20 protein-coding genes and 1 pseudogene are annotated in these 17,678 nt (G+C 59.5%); 11 read left to right on the top strand and 10 right to left on the bottom strand.

Going from position 1 to position 17,678, the window contains the following annotated elements; genetic code table 11:
* Positions 1 to 40 precede the first annotated feature (40 nt).
* Positions 41 to 766: an acetoacetyl-CoA reductase gene (gene phbB, locus JO965_RS36400; RefSeq protein WP_203445701.1), complete on the top strand. Its 726-nt coding sequence runs from the start codon at positions 41 to 43 to the stop codon at positions 764 to 766.
* Positions 767 to 896: 130 nt separating this feature from the next.
* On the opposite strand, the gene JO965_RS36395 is transcribed toward phbB, so the two are convergent.
* Complete coding sequence (locus tag JO965_RS36395; RefSeq protein WP_203445700.1) at positions 897 to 1,265, bottom strand: phasin family protein; 369 nt, start codon at positions 1,263 to 1,265, stop codon at positions 897 to 899.
* Between the two features lie 582 nt (positions 1,266 to 1,847).
* Between JO965_RS36395 and JO965_RS36390 the strand changes: the two genes are divergently transcribed.
* From JO965_RS36390 to ilvA, 3 genes are all read left to right on the top strand, one after another.
* Positions 1,848 to 2,207, top strand: coding sequence for an integration host factor subunit alpha (locus JO965_RS36390; RefSeq protein ID WP_203445699.1), 360 nt, complete (start codon positions 1,848 to 1,850; stop codon positions 2,205 to 2,207).
* Positions 2,208 to 2,212: 5 nt separating this feature from the next.
* On the top strand, positions 2,213 to 3,436 hold the full coding sequence (locus JO965_RS36385; protein ID WP_203445698.1) for an LL-diaminopimelate aminotransferase: 1,224 nt from the start codon (positions 2,213 to 2,215) through the stop codon (positions 3,434 to 3,436).
* 96 nt (positions 3,437 to 3,532) lie between these two features.
* Positions 3,533 to 5,074, top strand: a complete 1,542-nt coding sequence (ilvA, locus tag JO965_RS36380) for a threonine ammonia-lyase, biosynthetic (RefSeq protein ID WP_203446708.1) — start codon at positions 3,533 to 3,535, stop codon at positions 5,072 to 5,074.
* A 140-nt stretch (positions 5,075 to 5,214) separates the two neighbouring features.
* Here the strand turns inward: ilvA and JO965_RS48525 are convergent, their stop codons facing one another.
* From JO965_RS48525 to JO965_RS36360, 4 genes are all read right to left on the bottom strand, one after another.
* Positions 5,215 to 5,502 carry a hypothetical protein gene (locus tag JO965_RS48525; protein ID WP_246777104.1) on the bottom strand — a complete coding sequence of 96 codons (288 nt, stop codon included), beginning with the start codon at positions 5,500 to 5,502 and terminating at the stop codon, positions 5,215 to 5,217.
* 12 nt (positions 5,503 to 5,514) lie between these two features.
* Positions 5,515 to 5,928: a hypothetical protein gene (locus JO965_RS36370; protein ID WP_203445697.1), complete on the bottom strand. Its 414-nt coding sequence runs from the start codon at positions 5,926 to 5,928 to the stop codon at positions 5,515 to 5,517.
* A gap of 739 nt (positions 5,929 to 6,667) precedes the next feature.
* The gene (locus JO965_RS36365) at positions 6,668 to 7,357 is read right to left on the bottom strand and encodes a site-2 protease family protein (protein WP_246777102.1); all 690 of its coding nucleotides are present in this window, start codon (positions 7,355 to 7,357) and stop codon (positions 6,668 to 6,670) included.
* A gap of 233 nt (positions 7,358 to 7,590) precedes the next feature.
* The gene (locus JO965_RS36360) at positions 7,591 to 7,872 is read right to left on the bottom strand and encodes a hypothetical protein (RefSeq protein ID WP_203445695.1); all 282 of its coding nucleotides are present in this window, start codon (positions 7,870 to 7,872) and stop codon (positions 7,591 to 7,593) included.
* 880 nt (positions 7,873 to 8,752) lie between these two features.
* Between JO965_RS36360 and minD the strand changes: the two genes are divergently transcribed.
* The 3 genes from minD to JO965_RS36345 all read left to right on the top strand — a co-directional run bounded on the left by minD (position 8,753) and on the right by JO965_RS36345 (position 11,359).
* On the top strand, positions 8,753 to 9,616 hold the full coding sequence (gene minD, locus JO965_RS36355) for a septum site-determining protein MinD (protein ID WP_203445694.1): 864 nt from the start codon (positions 8,753 to 8,755) through the stop codon (positions 9,614 to 9,616).
* A 179-nt stretch (positions 9,617 to 9,795) separates the two neighbouring features.
* On the top strand, positions 9,796 to 10,458 hold the full coding sequence (locus JO965_RS36350) for a hypothetical protein (protein WP_203445693.1): 663 nt from the start codon (positions 9,796 to 9,798) through the stop codon (positions 10,456 to 10,458).
* 541 nt (positions 10,459 to 10,999) lie between these two features.
* Positions 11,000 to 11,359 (top strand): hypothetical protein, encoded by a 360-nt coding sequence (locus JO965_RS36345; RefSeq protein WP_203445692.1) that lies wholly within the window; start codon positions 11,000 to 11,002, stop codon positions 11,357 to 11,359.
* Between the two features lie 388 nt (positions 11,360 to 11,747).
* Here JO965_RS36345 and JO965_RS36340 read toward each other — a convergent pair whose 3' ends face one another.
* A complete protein-coding gene (locus tag JO965_RS36340; protein WP_203445691.1) occupies positions 11,748 to 12,005 on the bottom strand; it encodes a hypothetical protein in 258 nt (85 codons plus the stop codon).
* Positions 12,006 to 12,360: 355 nt separating this feature from the next.
* Here JO965_RS36340 and JO965_RS36335 point away from each other — a divergent pair, with 355 nt between their 5' ends.
* Positions 12,361 to 13,038: a hypothetical protein gene (locus tag JO965_RS36335; RefSeq protein WP_203445690.1), complete on the top strand. Its 678-nt coding sequence runs from the start codon at positions 12,361 to 12,363 to the stop codon at positions 13,036 to 13,038.
* A gap of 342 nt (positions 13,039 to 13,380) precedes the next feature.
* Here JO965_RS36335 and JO965_RS36330 read toward each other — a convergent pair whose 3' ends face one another.
* On the bottom strand, positions 13,381 to 13,587 hold the full coding sequence (locus JO965_RS36330; RefSeq protein ID WP_203445689.1) for a cold-shock protein: 207 nt from the start codon (positions 13,585 to 13,587) through the stop codon (positions 13,381 to 13,383).
* Between the two features lie 201 nt (positions 13,588 to 13,788).
* Here JO965_RS36330 and JO965_RS36325 point away from each other — a divergent pair, with 201 nt between their 5' ends.
* From JO965_RS36325 to JO965_RS36315, 3 genes and pseudogenes are all read left to right on the top strand, one after another.
* A complete protein-coding gene (locus tag JO965_RS36325) occupies positions 13,789 to 13,968 on the top strand; it encodes a BrnA antitoxin family protein (RefSeq protein WP_203446707.1) in 180 nt (59 codons plus the stop codon).
* 140 nt (positions 13,969 to 14,108) lie between these two features.
* Positions 14,109 to 14,423, top strand: a complete 315-nt coding sequence (locus tag JO965_RS36320) for a DUF3574 domain-containing protein (protein WP_203445688.1) — start codon at positions 14,109 to 14,111, stop codon at positions 14,421 to 14,423.
* A 160-nt stretch (positions 14,424 to 14,583) separates the two neighbouring features.
* Positions 14,584 to 14,817 (top strand): annotated as a pseudogene (locus JO965_RS36315) (glucose-1-phosphate adenylyltransferase); the annotation flags it as partial.
* Positions 14,818 to 14,951: 134 nt separating this feature from the next.
* Here the strand turns inward: JO965_RS36315 and JO965_RS36310 are convergent.
* The 3 genes from JO965_RS36310 to JO965_RS36300 all read right to left on the bottom strand — a co-directional run bounded on the left by JO965_RS36310 (position 14,952) and on the right by JO965_RS36300 (position 17,646).
* Complete coding sequence (locus tag JO965_RS36310) at positions 14,952 to 15,305, bottom strand: HU family DNA-binding protein (RefSeq protein ID WP_203445686.1); 354 nt, start codon at positions 15,303 to 15,305, stop codon at positions 14,952 to 14,954.
* A gap of 477 nt (positions 15,306 to 15,782) precedes the next feature.
* Complete coding sequence (locus JO965_RS36305) at positions 15,783 to 16,121, bottom strand: hypothetical protein (protein WP_203445685.1); 339 nt, start codon at positions 16,119 to 16,121, stop codon at positions 15,783 to 15,785.
* Positions 16,122 to 16,206: 85 nt separating this feature from the next.
* Entirely contained in the window at positions 16,207 to 17,646 is a 1,440-nt protein-coding gene (locus JO965_RS36300) for a hypothetical protein (RefSeq protein WP_246777101.1), read from the bottom strand.
* Positions 17,647 to 17,678: the final 32 nt, after the last annotated feature.

Here is a 17,678-nt window from a genome sequence, read left to right as displayed (position 1 = left end):
TGAGAGATCCGCACGGGAATGGTCTTGGGAAGGAAACAGCATGGCGCGCGTTGCATTGGTCACCGGTGGCACCCGCGGCATCGGTGCCGCGATCTCGAAAGGCTTGAAAGACGCAGGCTACACGGTTGCCGCGAATTACGGCGGCAATGACGAAGCCGCCAACCAGTTCAAAGCTGAGACCGGCATTCCGGTCTTCAAGTTCGACGTCTCCGACGCCGCCTCCTGCGAGAGCGGGATCAAGGCGGTGGCGGCCGAACTCGGACCGGTCGACATCCTGGTCAACAACGCCGGCATCACCCGCGACGGCATGTTCCACAAGATGACCTTCGATCAGTGGTCCGCCGTCATCCGCACCAATCTCGATTCCATGTTCACCTGCACGCGCCCGGTGATCGAGGGCATGCGCGAGCGCGGATTTGGGCGCATCATCATCATCTCGTCCATCAACGGCCAGAAGGGCCAGATGGGACAGGCGAACTACTCCGCCGCCAAGGCCGGCGTGATCGGCTTCGCCAAGGCGCTGGCGCAGGAGAATGCCAACAAGGGCGTCACCGTCAACGTGATCGCGCCGGGCTACATCGCCACCGAGATGGTGAAGGCGGTGCCCGAAGAGGTGCTCAAGTCGAAGATCCTGCCGCTCATTCCCGTCGGCCGCCTCGGCGAGGCGGAGGAGATCGCCCGCAGCGTGCTGTTCCTGGCTTCCGACGAGGCCGGCTTCGTCACCGGCTCGACCCTGTCCGTCAATGGCGGACAGTACATGGCCTGATCGGGCGTGCCGTACGATCTGGTGACGGGTCTTGATGGTGGGACTGCTCGGGCGAGGGCGGAGTCCTGCCACAAAGCAAAACGCCCGGCATCATGGCCGGGCGCTCTGGCCCAATTGCACAAATTCATCGTTACTTCGCGCGGGTCGTGGACTTCGCGGGAGTAACGGCCGACTGCGTAGCAGAATAGAGAGCACCGAAGGGCGCAAAGCTGTCCTGCGCCAGCTTGGCATACAGCTCACGGGTCTTCGCCGACTGGGCGACAAACCCCTCATAGGCGCTCTTCACATAGTCGGCCTGAACCTCGATCGCCTTGCCGAGCGACTTGACGCCGACGAGTGTCTCAAAGGTGGCCGCGCTGTGCTGAAACGACTTCTTGGCATAGTCAGTGGTTTCAACAACGATGGCGTTGGTGCCGGTGGACGCAACTTCAAACGCCTTCACGGTCGCATCAAAACTGTCTTTGCCGAGCTTCTGAACGGCTTCGAACTGCTGGTTCATAGGAGATCTCCAATAGGGGGCGTTGGCCCTCAGACAAGTCTAGCCGCGTCATACATCGGCTGGTTGTTTATTGTGCACAGCACAATGAATGTCAACTAAAATGGTGCAATGCACAATGTGCTGTTAATGGCCATGTTGCAGGGTTTTTCAATTGTAAGCCTCACGATGCTTGTCACTTTATGCTGCACTGCGATATGAACTGTGGTGCTTCGTGACCGTGGCCACGCCTTCCCTGATGCACGGGTTCGAAGGCGATCCATCAGCGACTGCCTCGGTAGAGAGCAATACGCATTGGACGGATTGGCTTGGCTGGCACCTCGTCATCCCATCAGGAACCGCTCGGCTTGGTAGTGGGAGACAAAAGCAGCTTTGCTCCAAGTGAATACTGATCATGCGTTGCGCGCATAGACCCATTGAAGAAATTTCATTTCAAGATTCATTCTGATTTGATAATGCCGTTGCGGCACGTCGCTTCTCTACCCTGCGGCGTCGTTCCCTTCAGAGGGAGATGTCCTCTGCACCTCCGGTCGCTGGCAACAGCGGCCTTTTTCTTGAGCACAAGATCAGCGCCAAGGACTCAGCATGACGGGCAAGACCATCACCCGGGCCAATCTGGCCGAGGTTGTTTCTGACACAGTCGGCCTCTCACGGGCAGAGGCCGCGGACTTGGTCGGGCAGGTCATCCGCGAGATGAGCGATGCCATTGTCGCCGGTGAGAGCGTGAAGCTGTCAGGCTTTGGGGTTTTCACCGTCCGCCACAAGACCGAGCGCGTCGGCCGCAATCCCAAGACAGGCGAGGTGGTGCCGATTGGGCCCCGCCGATCGCTGACCTTCAGCGCCTCGCCTCTGCTGAAGTCTCGCATCAACGGCGATATCCCTAAGCCTCGCCCACGGCGGCGCCGTAAAGGGCCCCTTGTGTTGGCTCAAGCCGCAACGGAATGAGACCTATGCCTGACTTTTACCGGATTAAGCGCCTTCCGCCTTACGTCTTCGAGCAGGTCAACCGGATCAAGGCCGCGGCCCGGGCCAACGGCGCCGACATCATCGACCTCGGGATGGGCAATCCGGACCTCCAGGCGCCGCAGCACGTCATCGACAAGCTCATTGAGACCGTCGGCAAGCCGCGCACCGACCGCTATTCCGCCTCCAAGGGCATCGGCGGCCTGCGCCGTGCCCAGGCCGGCTATTACGAGCGCCGCTTCGGCGTGAAGCTCAACCCGGACACCCAGGTCGTTGCGACGCTGGGCTCGAAGGAGGGCTTCGCCAACATGGCCCAGGCGATCACCGAGCCGGGCGACGTGATTCTGGTGCCGAACCCGAGCTACCCGATCCATGCCTTCGGCTTCCTGATGGCCGGCGGCGTGATCCGCTCGGTGCCGGCCGAGCCGACGCCGGAATTCTTCGTCGCGGCCGAGCGCGCCGTGGCCCATTCGATCCCCAAGCCGGTGGCCCTCGTCGTCTGCTATCCGTCGAACCCGACCGCCTATGTGGCCTCCCTCGACTTCTACCGCGATCTCGTCGCCTTCGCGAAGAAGCATGAGCTGATCCTGCTGTCGGATCTGGCCTATTCGGAGGTCTATTTCGACGAATCCAACCCGCCGCCATCGATCCTGCAGGTGCCGGGCGCCATCGACGTGGCGGTGGAATTCACCTCGATGTCCAAGACCTTCTCGATGGCCGGCTGGCGCATCGGCTTTGCGGTCGGCAACGAGCGCCTGCTGGCGGCGCTGGCGCGGGTGAAGTCCTATCTCGACTATGGCGCCTTCACGCCGGTCCAGGTCGCCGCCACCGCCGCCCTCAACGGCCCGGACGAGTGCATCCGCGAGATGCGCGCCACCTACAAGCGCCGCCGCGACGTGATGGTCGAGTCCTTCGCCAAGGCCGGCTGGCAGGTGCCGGTACCGACCGCCTCGATGTTCGCCTGGGTGCAGATCCCGGAGAAGTTCCGGTCGCTGGGCAGTCTCGAATTCTCGAAGCTGCTGGTGGAGAAGGCCGATGTGGCGGTCGCGCCCGGCATCGGCTTTGGCGAGCACGGCGACGACTATGTCCGCATCGCGCTTGTGGAAAACGAGCAGCGCATCCGGCAGGCCGCGCGCAACATCCGCAAGTTCTTCGACAATGCCGACCAGACCCTCCATAACGTGGTGCCCCGGTCAGCACAGGCACAGTAGGCTTCTCGAGGCCGATGCCATGCCTTGGTTGAGAGTGTATCAGGGGCACAAGGCAGCAAGTGAACTGCCTTGCTGATCCAGGAAGGCATCTCTGACGTGCACGACTACATCCGCAAGATCTTGACCGCCCGGGTCTATGACGTGGCGATCGAGAGCCCGCTCGATCCCATGCCGCGCCTGTCTCAGCGCCTGGGGAGCCCTGTTCGGCTCAAGCGCGAAGATCTCCAGCCGGTGTTCTCGTTCAAGCTGCGCGGTGCCTACAACAAGATGGTCGGGCTATCACGCGAGGCACTCGAACGTGGCGTGATCTGCGCGTCCGCCGGCAATCACGCCCAGGGCGTCGCTCTCGCAGCCCAGAGACTGGGCACCAAGGCGACGATCGTGATGCCGCGCACCACGCCTGCCATCAAAGTCCAAGCGGTGAAAGGGCAGGGCGGCCGTGTGGTCCTGCACGGCGAGAGCTTCGACGAGGCCTATACCCATGCCCGTCAGCTTGAGGCGGAGAAGGGCCTTACCTTCATTCATCCGTACGATGATCCGGATGTCATTGCCGGGCAGGGCACGGTGGGCATGGAGATCCTGCGCCAGCACCCTGATCCTCTCGAGGCAGTGTTTGTGCCCATCGGCGGAGGAGGACTTGCCGCGGGAGTGGCCGTCTACACCAAGTTCCTGCGGCCCGAGGTGAAGGTGATCGGGGTCGAGCCTGAGGATGCCGCGAGCATGGCCGGCGCCCTTGCGGCCGGCGAGCGCATCATCCTGAACCAAGTCGGGCTGTTTGCAGATGGTGTTGCTGTGCGCCAAGCGGGTGAGGAGACGTTTCGCCTGTGCCGGGAGCTGCTCGACGAGGTGATCACCGTCAGCACCGATGAGATCTGCGCGGCCGTAAAGGACATCTTCGAGGACACGCGTGCCATTGCCGAACCATCCGGCGCCGTCAGTCTGGCCGGTCTGAAGAAGTACGTGGAGCGGGAAGGAGCAAGACCGCACGGACTGGTCGCGATCAACAGCGGCGCCAACATGAACTTCGACCGGCTCCGCCACATTGCCGAACGGGCTGAGATCGGTGAACACCGCGAGGCGTTGCTGGCAGTCAGCATTCCCGAGCAGCCGGGCAGCTATCGCCGCTTCATCCAGCTGCTGGGCAAGCGCTCGATCACCGAGTTCAACTACCGCTACTCGGATCCCCAGGCGGCGCAGATCTTTGTCGGCGTGCGGCTCTCGGAAGGCGACCAGGAGAAGCGCCAGATCATCACGATGCTGCGGGAGCAGGACTATCCCGTGCTCGACATGAGCGACAACGAGATGGCCAAGCTGCACGTGCGCTACATGGTCGGTGGACACACGCCTGGCCTTCAGGATGAGCTGATCTTCCGGTTCCAGTTCCCCGAGAGGCCGGGAGCCCTGCTGAAGTTCCTCAACGGTCTGTCCGGCAGCTGGAACATCTCGCTGTTCCACTACCGCAACCATGGCGCCGACTATGGGCGGGTGCTGGCTGGCATCCAGGTTCCCACCGCGGAGCGAGCGCAGCTCAAGCGCAGCTTGGATGAACTTGGATATCCGTACTGGGACGAGAGCGACAATCCGGCGTATCGCTCGTTTCTGAACCGAGACACAGCGGGAGTAACCGGCCGGATCTGAGGACCTGTCCATAGCAGGCTTCCCCTAGGCCGCTCTGTCTGATCAGATGTTCACAAGGGCAATGGCTGAGTGGTCATCTGTTTGATATCCGACTAATGCGCAGAGCGGGCATCAAGCGGGATCATCTGCAAGGCACGACCTCAGGTATCGATGATCTCAAGCCGCCATCCCTGCCACCCATCTGAATTGGACGGATCCTGGGCGCGAAGCTCCTCGACTGCCTCCAGCGCCGAAACCACAGCCGCCTGAATGCTGGACGTCTCAATACCCTCCTCATCGCGGATCATGATCTCGCCATCCGTGAGATTGAAATAGTAGCGGGTTAGCCCTGAACGAGATGGAGGATAATCATCTCCGGAGCGCGCCAACGAGTTGGCTTCGATGGAACAGTCAGTCGGGATCACTTTGCTCTTGATAGAAATTGTCACCGATTGGGCGCCTTACTGAATGGCCGGAGAAGAGAGGTTGTCTAGATCCACCCAGCCGGTGCAGGTTGGGATTTCAGGGAGAAGGTACACGCGGCTTCCATCGATCCTCTGAACCCGGCAGGAATAGGCCCTTTTGTCCCCAGGAGGGCGGTACAAAAGCAGGCTCCCGACAGCGATCCCATCGTGCGACGCAGGATCAAGGCTAGCTTGAAGGTTCAGGCCGACCTGCTCGATCTCCATTGGATCAGGAAAGTGAGCCTGCTTGGCGGCCCTGACACGCTCAAGGGCAGCAAGGGCGAAGTGGGCCCGGTCGCGGTATCGATCCATGACCAGCTTCAGAGGGCCGCGCTCTTGCCCGGAAGGCCAAGAGACGCCTCCCGCTTTGGCCAGTTCCGCCGCCACAGCCTCAACTTCATCGTCCGTCATCGTCAGCCCTCCGCCACCTCAACCAGAGTTCGTGCCTGCTAGAGCAATGCGACAGACTTGCCTTCTGTTGATGGGAAGGGTGAGATTGCTTGTGGTCGATGTGTCTGCTCCAGATACCCCGCAAGAGTGATACAAAATCCAGTTAGCCTGATGTAAGGCATACCTCAGACGCTGCGCACGACCGTCGGATCAAGAAGCCAACTTCGGGGGACCTCATGCCATCCATTCAGCACCTGGCTTCTGCCAAGGCAAACGCGCGTGACTGTACCTACAACCTGTTCCGGAACAGGCCGCGGCCCGCACTTTTCTGTGCCGTGCCGGAGGACCGTCCGGTTCCCGGTTTTCTTGATCCATGTAGCTGGAGGTTTGAGCGGGCGCTGCGGCCGTTGGACATGAACCCTTGGGGTTTTGACGACAAGGCGGCCCAGGCTGGTGTGCGGTTTAATGGGTTCTACCTGTTCCAGCTCACAGGTTCGCGCAGAGAGCTGGCGGCTTAGTCCAAGCACCTCCGTCTGCTAGAGTAACAGGACTTGAGCAGTAAGGAGATTTAGGCGTCGCAATTCCGTGTTCGTGCTCAGGCTATAAGTGGCATTGTGCAGATCCTATCCTGTTACCACAGCCACTTGCTCCAAACATTTGGCGGTTTGCATCTGCTTTGGCAGGGTTTGACGTTTCTGCGCCAATTTACATTTCGTCGCTGCACGTGAATGACAGAGCTGGTTCCTTGCACCCTGAGCCGCTACTGCGGTGCTCCAGCGATGACCCGGAAAACTGGCATGAGCCATGCAAGCGGAATCGCAACAAACCATCGGAAAATGTTCAAGTCGATCCCCAGCGATCGGCCAAGCATCGGCAGAAGAAAAATGATCCCAAGCAGAACCAGGAAACCGAACCGCTCCAGCTTTGCAAAGGGCTTTGCCAAGGCGTCGGGCAGAATGCTCAAGACGACGCGACCTCCATCCAGGGGCGGAAGGGGAAACATGTTGAAGATCGCCAGGATCAGGTTCAGCAGGATCGACTGATAGAGTGTCTGAACCAGCCAGGGGACGAGCGCCTCTGGCAACACCCAGACAATCCGCAGGAGACCCGCCGACGCAATGGCCAGCAATACATTCGCTAGTGGCCCGGCGATCGCGACAATCGCCATGTCGCGGCGCGGATGGCCCAGCCGCCCGAACGCCACGGGGACAGGCTTCGCCCATCCAAACAGGAAAGGAGCCTTGGTCAGAAAGAGCAGGGCCGGAAGCAGGATCGTCCCAAAAGGATCGACATGCTTCAGCGGATTGAACGTGACACGGCCCAGACGGTGCGCGGTGTCATCCCCCAATTTCCAGGCGGCATAGGCATGGGCCGCCTCATGGAAGGTGATTGCGATGAGGATCGGGACGACCCAGGTCGATGCCGCATAGATGGTGCCAGGAAAGTCCAAACAGCAATCCTCTTCGTTGGCCAGGGTCATTCATTGATGAGGCTCGACCCAAACCCGGCTGAAGGGCGGTTTTAACCTTCCGAAAGGCCGAATTGTCGTGCTGGCTCTCGGGAGACCGTCGGCCTTTTCGCGAATGCCTGTCAAGAAGCGCGATGGGATGGAGAGGCTTCGACAGGTGGGTTACCAATGCGCCCCGAAACGAATGCAATGGGTTCATTGGCTCCCAGACACAATCACGCAACTCGCGCATGCAACCGCTTCTGCAAGCGTTCAAGTTGTACAACGCAGGGCATCCGGCGCTCTCGATGGCACTCTTGCAGCTTTCTGATCGTCGCCTGCTTGAACAACTCATCCACTGAGCTCTTCCTGACGGTCTCAATGTCACTCTCGTATTCGAAGTCAATGTCGGCGAGGGTTGCCCGGAGCGATTGCAGGAACGGTTGAAGTTCCAATGAATACAGACAGGTAGCACCATTGCTCATGTGCGTAAAATGTTGTGCCGTGTTGGCCGGCATGGGCTTCCTCCGGGTGTTTTGGGTCATGGGCGGCGCCTGTTTCGGGCGGAGTTAAGGACGTTGGACTTGGCGAGACATCCGCCAGAGGAGGGTAAAGCTCTCTGACTCATCCGGCTGCCGGTCCGGAGAGGCCAACCATCCTAAGGCTCGTCACAATCCTGGTCCGTGCCTCCCTGTGGAACGGCAACGGTCACGAGTGATCCTCAATGACGCCTTCCTCTGGAGCGGAGGGTAAGCCGGATCCGTGGACTCCGAGGCAGTGAGTTCGATCGGAATGGATCTCGTGGTACTGGTCCAGGCGGCGTGTCAGCTCTTCAAGAAACCACCGCTTGATCCGTCGTTGGAAAGACCGTTTCATCCCTACCTCCGCGGTGTTCAGAACATTGAACGGTGTGGTTTGGTCCAGGTGTCGCTCTCGACCGGCCTTGGCGATCGGATTGAGAATGCTCCAGGTAATCTTCTTGCCGGAGCAGACGAAGAACGCTGCGCGCCCTGTTTCGATCAGGTTCGATTGGGATCGTGGTTAAGCCTCAGTTACTGCGCGGGTGCGGGAACATCCTCAAAGCAGAACGAGGTGGTCCACCCGCACCCCGTCTGCTTTGGAGGAGAGTGCTGATCCCTGAGCCGGATCTGCATGAGCATGCTCGCCGCAAAGTGGTTAACAGACAGCTAACAGGACTTGCGCGATCGCCATCAGCGCTTCCCTCGCTTCGTTAACCCCCTGGTAACTATCTTGAGCGCCGAATGAGGCTGCTTACGAGGGGTATGACCGTCACTGCTTCAGCTCGTTCGGCCTTGTTCCGTGTTGCTACCTCTCGATCTCGCTTGTGCCTGCGTGGGTGCCGTGCCTCCTCACGGTCTCTCTGGAGATAAGCCAGCGATGAAGAAGCCAAGGCCAAAGCAGTCCAAGACGAAGACAAAGTCCAGACAGGGCAGGGTGCTCGTCGTGACCTCCGGCAAGGGCGGGGTCGGCAAGACGACCTCCACGGCGGCACTAGGAGCTGCGCTGGCACAGAGCGGTCAGAGGGTGGTGGTCGTCGACTTTGATGTTGGGTTGCGCAATCTGGATCTGGTCATGGGCGCCGAGCGGCGGGTTGTCTTCGATCTGATCAACGTCATCCAGGGCGAGGCCAAGCTCACGCAGGCCCTGATCCGGGACAAGCGTCTCGACACGCTGGCTCTTCTGCCGGCCTCACAGAGCCGCGACAAGGACAGCCTGAGCGAGGACGGGGTCACACGTATCATCTCCGAATTGCGGGCGCAGTTCGACTGGGTGATCTGCGATAGCCCGGCCGGCATCGAGAAAGGTGCGACGCTCGCGATGCGGTACGCCGATGTTGCCGTTGTCGTGGTGAACCCGGAGGTCTCCTCAATCCGGGATGCCGATCGGATCATCGGCATGCTCGACGCCAAGACAGCCAAAGCCGAGAACGGGCAGTGCGTCGACAAACATCTGCTTCTCACCCGCTATGATCCCGTTCGTGCCCGGCGCGGCGAGATCATGCAGGTGGAGGATGTGCTGGAAATCCTGTCCATTCCACTGCTGGGCATCATCCCGGAGAGTAGGGAAGTGCTGCTGAGCTCAAATGTCGGAGCTCCAGTGACCCTGGGCAGCCCTGGCAGTGCACCGGCTCAGGCCTATCTTGAGGCGGCGCGACGGCTGAAGGGGGAGGGGACGGGGCTTGTTATCTCAAGTGATAAACCTCGCCTGTTGCACAGGCTGTTCACCCGACGAGCCGCATAACCTCACTCGACTTTCTTACAAGAACGAGATCTGATGCACTCCAGAAGAAATCTTCCAGAATTTATTCTGGCCCCTGCAAGTTCACGAAGGTTTTGAGGCGCGACCTGCATTCTTCAGGTTGACGTCATGCGCGCAAGATCTTAGGTCCTCATCGAATAAAATCATCATCAGCGTATAAGATGAAACGGAATCCAAAGCCTTTCTCTGTTGAAATCAAGAAGTCTCGTGTTCAAGGCCAGCATAGCCATCTTGCGCCAAGGCGTCTGTTCGCAATCTTACCGGATGAGCCTGCAAAGGTCTTCCAGAAGGAAGCACCTCAAGTTGTCGCTGAACCAGCGGTGGTCCCTCGCATTCTACCGAGCATCCTTGCGCCTGGACCGGACATTTCTAAGCCCGTTGAGCCTGTTCACCGCAAGCGCTCTTCGCCCGAGGCTCATCGGGGACAGATGGAATTCGATCTGGTTGCGATAGTCCCTGAAGACATCAACGACGCGCATGCACAAGCGCTGGAAGCCGCTGATGCCGTGACCCCGACCGATGTTACTCCTGGCGCTGGAGAGGGCATAGCACTCGCCGATGACGTTCGGTCGGCACAGGCCGAACCTGTGAAGGCCAATGTGCGGCAATCTCGGAAGAAGGGTTCTGCATCTGTCGAACAGATAACAGCGCTCAACCCAGCATCAGGGCTAGAACTGATAGGACAGGCAGACCTGATTGGCCACTCCTACATGGTGACATCAGAGAAGGCAGACCAGCCTAGACGAACTAAGCGCCAGGCCGCCGCTGTTCAACTTCCGAGACACGAGCGTTGGAAGCGCCGCCTCCATCCCGCATCTTGGTAAGGCCGGCGCAAGCCGAGGCCAATTGATACAGCGACCCGTTCACGTCCGCTCCTCCGCCACCCTCATGGATTGTAGAGGAGCACGACCAAAGGGGTGTGAACGCACCAATTTAACTTCTTCCTAATCAGGATCGAGGGGCAGTACCCAGTGCAACTCGCCTTTAGTCAAATAGCTTGGGGCTGATGGTTGTATCCCTTCGAGGGTCACGTTGGGAACGTCGGATGAGCAAAGAACATCCTGCTGCCTATGCAATGGATCTGAAGCGGTCCTGGCGCGTGGTCGTCCCTGTGCGCGGAAAGCTGACGCCTAGGATCTGTCGAGAGAAATTCACCTGCCGGGCAGAAGCTCTCACCTGGATGAACACGGCTGAAGGTCACCAAGCCATAGCATCCGCTCGAGGGGGTGACGCTTTTCTTTGCCAGCCATGTACCGGGATTCATCGCCCGGTCGGTTAAGGATGTTAGCAGAATCTCATACCATTCCATCGCAACTACTACCTACACTCGCCTGAGCCTTTCAGAGAGGTGATGGCATGAAGAGATTGGTCACGGTCACCGGTCCTGTCACAGCTGCCCAGATGAATGGATACCTCATTGAGGAAAGATTGCTGGATCAGATTATAATCCAGGTCAGCGACAAGGGCGATGGCAACCTGGAGGTCGCCTTCCATGAACGGGATCAGCGCTACCTGTCGCAATTCTCTGCCGCGCAGCAGGCCGAATGGCTACATGAAGCAGTGATCCATATTGAAGCTGGATGCCCGCTAGAGACGCCTGATGGGAAGTCGGCCTGGATTACTGACGAGGCGCCTCCGAAACCAAAATCCTTCATCAAGGCGATGAGACCAGCGCGACAGGAACACGACCTACCACCAGGATTGGAGTTCTTGAGGCGAGACTAACTTTTGCAAAATCCAAAGCGAGATCACTGCGGCCAGCGATTTGCCATCCTGTTTGTTCAACAGACCTCTCATCAACCCTGTCCCGAGAACGGCAACGCCGGCGCGATAGGAGGTTGGAGAACCTCCCGATCGGCCGGCGTCGGGACCTCGCGATCAAGGCGATCCAGCGGATCAAGCCATGAGAGGCCCTGACATGAGATTAGCCGCTCCAGCCATTCCAGCGAAGGTCTCCTTTGGCATAATGACTTGCCCTGTGGTCGAACCTGAGAGCGTCCTTTGAGATGGTGGGCGCTCCTTTTCGCAGAGGACGCGTCAGCGGTGCCATTGCTCGCACGGCTCGATAACAGCCTGATCGAAAGGCATACGCTGTGCCGGAACGATCCAATGATCACCGCTTCCCCTTCGACTTTGCCATCAACTGCTGCATGGCCGCTTCCGCTTGCGCTCTGGCCTCGGCATCATGAGAGAGGTTGCGCACCTCTGAGGATTCCTCTTGCTGATCCAGGCCGCTCTTGCGTGCCCGCCATTGTTTTGCCTGAGCAGCAGTCGCCGCCGCGTTCGCCAACCTCTCCAAACGGTCGAGCTGGGGGCTGGCAGGGCCGTTGGTGCCGGGTAGCTTGTTCTCTTGCTCAGAGCGCTGGACCACTTGTTCTCTCCCTCACAATGGATGCTGCATGTTTTCATAGAACGTTACATGCTTTTATTTCAAGAGAGATTGCGCGATGCCTGCATCACCATGACGGCCCGAACTATTCCAATCTTGTCTCTCACAAGGGCTCTGGTGCGAACAGTGCCGGCTGGCTTGACCACCGCCTTCGTTGCACGATGAACAGCCGTGCCCGCGATTGAGGAGATTTCGCTTCTGCCCGGTGGGCGAGGATCATCCGGCTCGAATGCTCTCTGACCGACGCAGTGCCGAGATCTCTTCCCTGATGAGTCCTTAACCCTAGCTTGAGATGAGCTGGCTCGACCAGCAGAACCCTTTGTGGAGAGCTGACCCGATGAGCGCCACCCGCGTCTTCCTGCTCGCTTCCGCTCTGGCTCGGCTGATTGAGAAGGAGAGAGGAGGCCGCCTCGTCCGACAGGGCTATTTCCCGGAAGGACCAGGGCGCAGCACACATGTGGAGGTGACAGAGAATGCCGGTCACCTCATCCTGATCTCCCACGCCTCAACCAGTCCGCTGGAGGAATCTGCTGAGATCTCCTGTCCTCAGGCCGAGGCGCTGCTTGAGCTGACGGCAGGACAGACCGAGCATCTGAGCATCCCAATCGACATCGGCTCGCACAGCGCCACCATCCAGCGCTTCGTCACCCCGGCGCCTCTCGACCTGATCAGCATTGCGTTCAAGCAAGACAAGATGGCGCGCAAGTTCCAGCCACCGGCTTGGTTCGGTCCCGAGGTCACCAGTGAACCCGCCTACCAGGTCCGCTCTCTGGCTCTCGCTGGTCTGCAATCCACTCTGGAGCTGGAAGTCACGAATGAAGCCCTTCATAGCTTGCTCGATGTCTTGGACAACCGCGCTGGTGAGCCCCAGCCACAACCAACTGAGGTGTTGCGCGTGCCCGAGACCTCGGAGGCAGCCTTAGATCCTGAGGCTGAGCAAGAACTCGGCAGGCTCAACATTGAGGATAGCGTGATCAGGGAGCTCGCCCGGTCGTTGCAGCCGCAGGGGCGCTGAGCCTATCCTCGAGATGACGGAACTCGCATCAGACGGATCCGCTGCACCAATCATGTGAAACTCTGACGATTGGACCGAAGGGGCGTCGCAGGAATCTGCCTTCACAAAAATTTACCAGCGAACACCCGCGCGTCTCGAGTACATGATCTTAGAGCAGCCATCATGGGCCATGACCGGCCCTGGCCTCCTCAGAGGCTCCTTGACATGCGCTCGTCGGTCGGAAGGACAATCATCAGGTCTCGAGAGTGGGGCACTCGACAGGACAGGGTACAGCAAAATGGCCGCTCCATCGGGAGCGGCCATTCGTATCCACGGGAAGCCCGTATAATACCTTGAAGTGTCCTAAACCTTCAGGTCGACCGCCGACTCCTTGCCGGTTCTGCGGTCGGACTGGACCTCGTAAGAGACCTTCTGCCCTTCGCTCAGACCTCTGAGGCCAGCGCGCTCAACCGCACTGATGTGCACGAAAACATCTTTGCCACCGGTGTCCGGCTGAATGAAGCCGTAGCCTTTGGTCTCGTTGAACCACTTCACGGTACCCGTCGCCATTGTCGTCTGTAGTCCCTCTCGTCGGCCCGAATGGTGTCTTGAGCCCATTCTGCCTGTGCCGCCCTATCCCCAGCGGAGGAAGGCTAGTTGCGGGACCAAGGATTGGCAAGCATCAATGGAATGCCCGTCCATGCGTTGCTCCATCGTGAAACCTCGCTATTTTCAGGTCCCATGGGATCGGATCTAACCGGGAGGAAGATGATGTCGAGATCACCAGGTGGGCGCCGTTCAGGCGATCCACTGAAGGCTTCTGCCATCCCGGGCGTGAAGGAGACGGTCACTCTCCGCATCGACCAGGATGTGCTGGAGTTCTTCCAGGAGGACGGCCCAGGCTGGCAGGACCGGATCAATTCAGCCCTGAGGAAGGCCGCTGGCAAGTGAGAGGCGATCTCATGAAGCAGGCCATCCGTATTCATTGCCATGCAATGGTGGTTCCGCTCCCGTTGGGATTGGCCGGCTGCGCCTCGTCCTCGTTGCCCATCCGACCGAGTATAGGGGCGTGTGAGGCAGGGGATCAGTCGATGGTTCGCGACACGCTCTATTTTGGCCGTAACCGCCCCAATGGAGGAATGGTCCGCGAGACCCAGTGGCGGCGGTTCCTCAATGAGATCATCACGCCACGCTTTCCTGATGGCCTGACGGTGGTGAAGGCAGCCGGGCAATGGCGGAGTGCCAATGGCCAAATCGAGCGGGAGGCCTCGGAAGTCGTGACCGTGCTTCACTCCGGTGATCCCACAGCACGGAGTAAGATCTCAGAGATCATTGCCGAGTACAGGCAGCGCTTTGACCAAGAGGCCGTCCTGCGCGAGCGTACTGCGACGTGCGCACGCTTCTAGAAACGAAGTTGAGGCATCTGTTGGGCAGATGTCGCTTTCTAAGGGTATCGCGAAAGGAGTTTTCGACCTCAAAGCCGACCGCTTTCTGGGCACTCAATACTCTGCAGCGGAACGGGATGCGTCCGATCCGAGACATATGAGTCTTGCGGCGGACACTTCTGTTTTTACCGGAGTCCGTGTTCACTCCAGCGCCCATTTGGAGGAAGCGGTGGTGCTGCCCGGAGTTGAGATTGCTCCTTCGACCCGACTGTCCAACGTCATCGTCAACCGTGGCGTGCGCATTCCGCAAGGGCTTGTCGTAGGGAAGGACCCGGATCTTGAGGCAAAGCACTTCCGGCGCACTGAAAGCGGTATCTGCCTGATCAATCAGCCGATGATCGATTGGCTTGACTAATAATGCAGGGCTTTCTTTCACGCTGTTCCCTGGGCGCAGGCGCTATCAGGCTTGGGAGCTCGTTTGCGGTGCAGACTGACAGTCTCAGCGTCATGGCTCGCGCTTGCTGTTGTTGCGGTTGATGCAACAGACGCTTAAGCGTCGACGCGACTGACAATGTCAGCAGCATTCGATGCCATGAATGCTGTTCTGTTTCGGTGCCCTAGCGATGAGGGATTGAGACGCTGATGCATCTCCTTGGCAGCCTTGAAGGCAGGCACGAGTTTTTCTGAAACAGAAACCGGTTCTTTGGTGCGCGGATTACAACCCATCCGAGCGGCATGCTTGCGCACCGCAAACGTTCCGAAGCCACGGAGTTCAACCCGGTCGCCTCGGGCAAGCCCATCACGAATGGCGTGAAGGATGGCATCCACGATTACTTCGAAATCATGTCGACACAAGTGCGGATCGTGCTCGGCGAGCTTCTGAACTAGTTCGGACTTGATCATGTTATTGGAGTTCTTTGTTGTGGCGCTGTCCCGTCAGAAGGCTGTCAGTACAGTAAAGGACCGTCAAGTCATCATCCGTAGCCATAAGATCTCATGCTTCCAACATCAGCCTCATCGATATGTCTTATCTCCGTGTCGGGAGGCTTCATCCCTATTCATTCCTTCTGCCAGGATTATTGCCTCAGTCTGAGCTTGGTGAAACACACGCGGGGCGGACTTGGTCAACTGGATCCGCTGTCTGGTGCTATCAGATAACCTCACAGGCGAAGCAATGCTGCCGGCAGCATCAATATGCTCAATGCTAGGACAATCAGAGCTGGGAACGGGCAGCACAGTGACAAACACCCTGGGTGTGACGTGGTGAGATCGTGACGATGGAGGACGTGCTCGAGATCCTCTCCATCCAGGTGACAAGCCCATCTTGTTCTACTGACTGTTCAGCTGGAGAGACGCATGGACCGCCCCAGCTGCGGCGGATTACCGTGGCCTGTGTTGATCCTGGATTAGTGTCGCGATGTCTGGTCTGTTCTCAACCAGCCAGTGCATAGCATCAGACGGGCTGACGCTGCAGTCGAGTGCATCCCAGGTGGGATCCTCAAGCGACTCCTCCCGCAGCCCGGTGGCGGCATAGTTGACTAGCTGATGCAGACCCTCATAGCCAGGATGTGTCTCAAGGGCATCGGCAATCCAGATGCTGGACCAGTCCTGATCAGCAAGATGGAGGATGCTCTGTGGATCGGCCTCGACAAACCATGGCGTCGCGTCGAACTCGACCGCAAGGGCATTATCGGCGGTATGGCACGAGGCTCGGATCATCCCGCATCTCGCTGAGCAGCTGTCCCAAAGACCATCTTAATATATCCCACCGTGCCGGCTGTCGAACGCTGCTGACGAACACGGTTTATCGCCTGAGCTTTTCCAGGCCCAGATCCCGCCAGAGCCAAGTGAAATCGTAGCTGGCCATCGGATCGTCCGACTGGCGTCCGCTCTTCGTCTGGTTTTCGATGTGCTTCAACCAGTCGGCGACCTTGCGCCGACCTGCGGCGGTTCGGGCTGCTGCCCGTGGGCTCAGATCCCCGAGCGCCGGGATCGGCTCGTCGAGGGTCTTGCGGTAGTGGTCGGTCAAGGCACCATGGACGAGTTCAGCCTGCAATTCGGCCGGGAGGTCGCTGGCTTGGTCCTGATGAGTGGACCCATCTCGTCTGGTCATGACCTGTTCAAGCGTTTCGATCTCGGTCAGAGACGGCCCGACCAGCGTTCCAGCCAAGTCAGCTAGGATGGCCGTCCCACGCTCGGCTCGCTCGCGGGAGTTCGCCTCCAGCACCAGTGCCTTGTCGGTCAGCTCGATGTTGCCCAGGACCGTGTCGCCCGTGTCGAGCGTCACCCGCACAGATGGGCCTTGCTGTGGGACGGACCTGCTCGCCGGCTGGCCTGAGGATTTCCGTTTGGCAGGCTGCCGCTCGATCCAGTTCCAGAAGCCATCGTTTTCCTCCTGGAATGCCGGAACGGCGCGCAGGCGCTCCCGGATCTCAGCGGCTGCGCCTCCTGAGCGCAAGGGAAAGCGAACGCGGCAGAAGACCACCTCGTCGCCATCGCTGTTGAGAATGGTCGGCAGGCTCTGATCGAGGGCACAGGCCAAGGCGTCATCCAGCCAGATGTTGCTGAAGATCGGTGCAGCCGTCGCCATGAACAGGAGGTCGGCGATTTGGCCATCTTCCCGGGTGGACCTGGGCGGCGGCTGGACCTCCTTGGTCAGCTTGCGGAACTCGCGCCGGGCCTCCTTCCTAGCCGCCGTGAGCTCTTCCATGAGCAGAGTGGCGGCGCTCGGGCGGAAGGGCAGGAGGCCTCCGGCCAGGACGTTCTTGCCCGAGACCGCAACGATGCGGGCGGCGATCTTGTCCCAGAGCTGGAGGCTCTTGGTTGCAGAGTGCTCGCGGACCCGGATCGGCTCACCGCCGCGCAGAAGATCCCGCGCCAGGAAGGATTGGCCGGGCACGATCTCGCTGACCTCGTACAGGCTCATGCACGAGTTCCGCAGCGCCTCCATGTAGCGTCGGTTGCCGGCACTCTCCTTCCAGCCACGCCGCTTGAGATAGTCCTCGATGATGTTACGTCCGTCCGGCTCGATCGACTGGGTCAGGAAGTCCTCGAAGGCGCAGCCCCACAGGGTCATGGCCGCATGATCGCCGATCACCTCGGCGATCTCTTCGAAGTCCATCTCGTAGTCTTCGCACGCTGGACCGAGGTGCAGGTCCAGGACGTCCGCAAACGGCTCGCGCCATTCCTCGTGTGTAAGCCATTTCATCAGACCGGAGAGGGAATGGTTGCCGAGCATGGTCATTCGATCCTGGTACGACTGCAAGAGAAGCGCTG

The sequence above is a fragment of the Microvirga sp. VF16 genome, from assembly GCF_016864375.1.
Taxonomy (GTDB): Bacteria; Pseudomonadota; Alphaproteobacteria; order Rhizobiales; family Beijerinckiaceae; genus Microvirga.
This window is presented reverse-complemented; position numbering and strand designations above follow the sequence as displayed.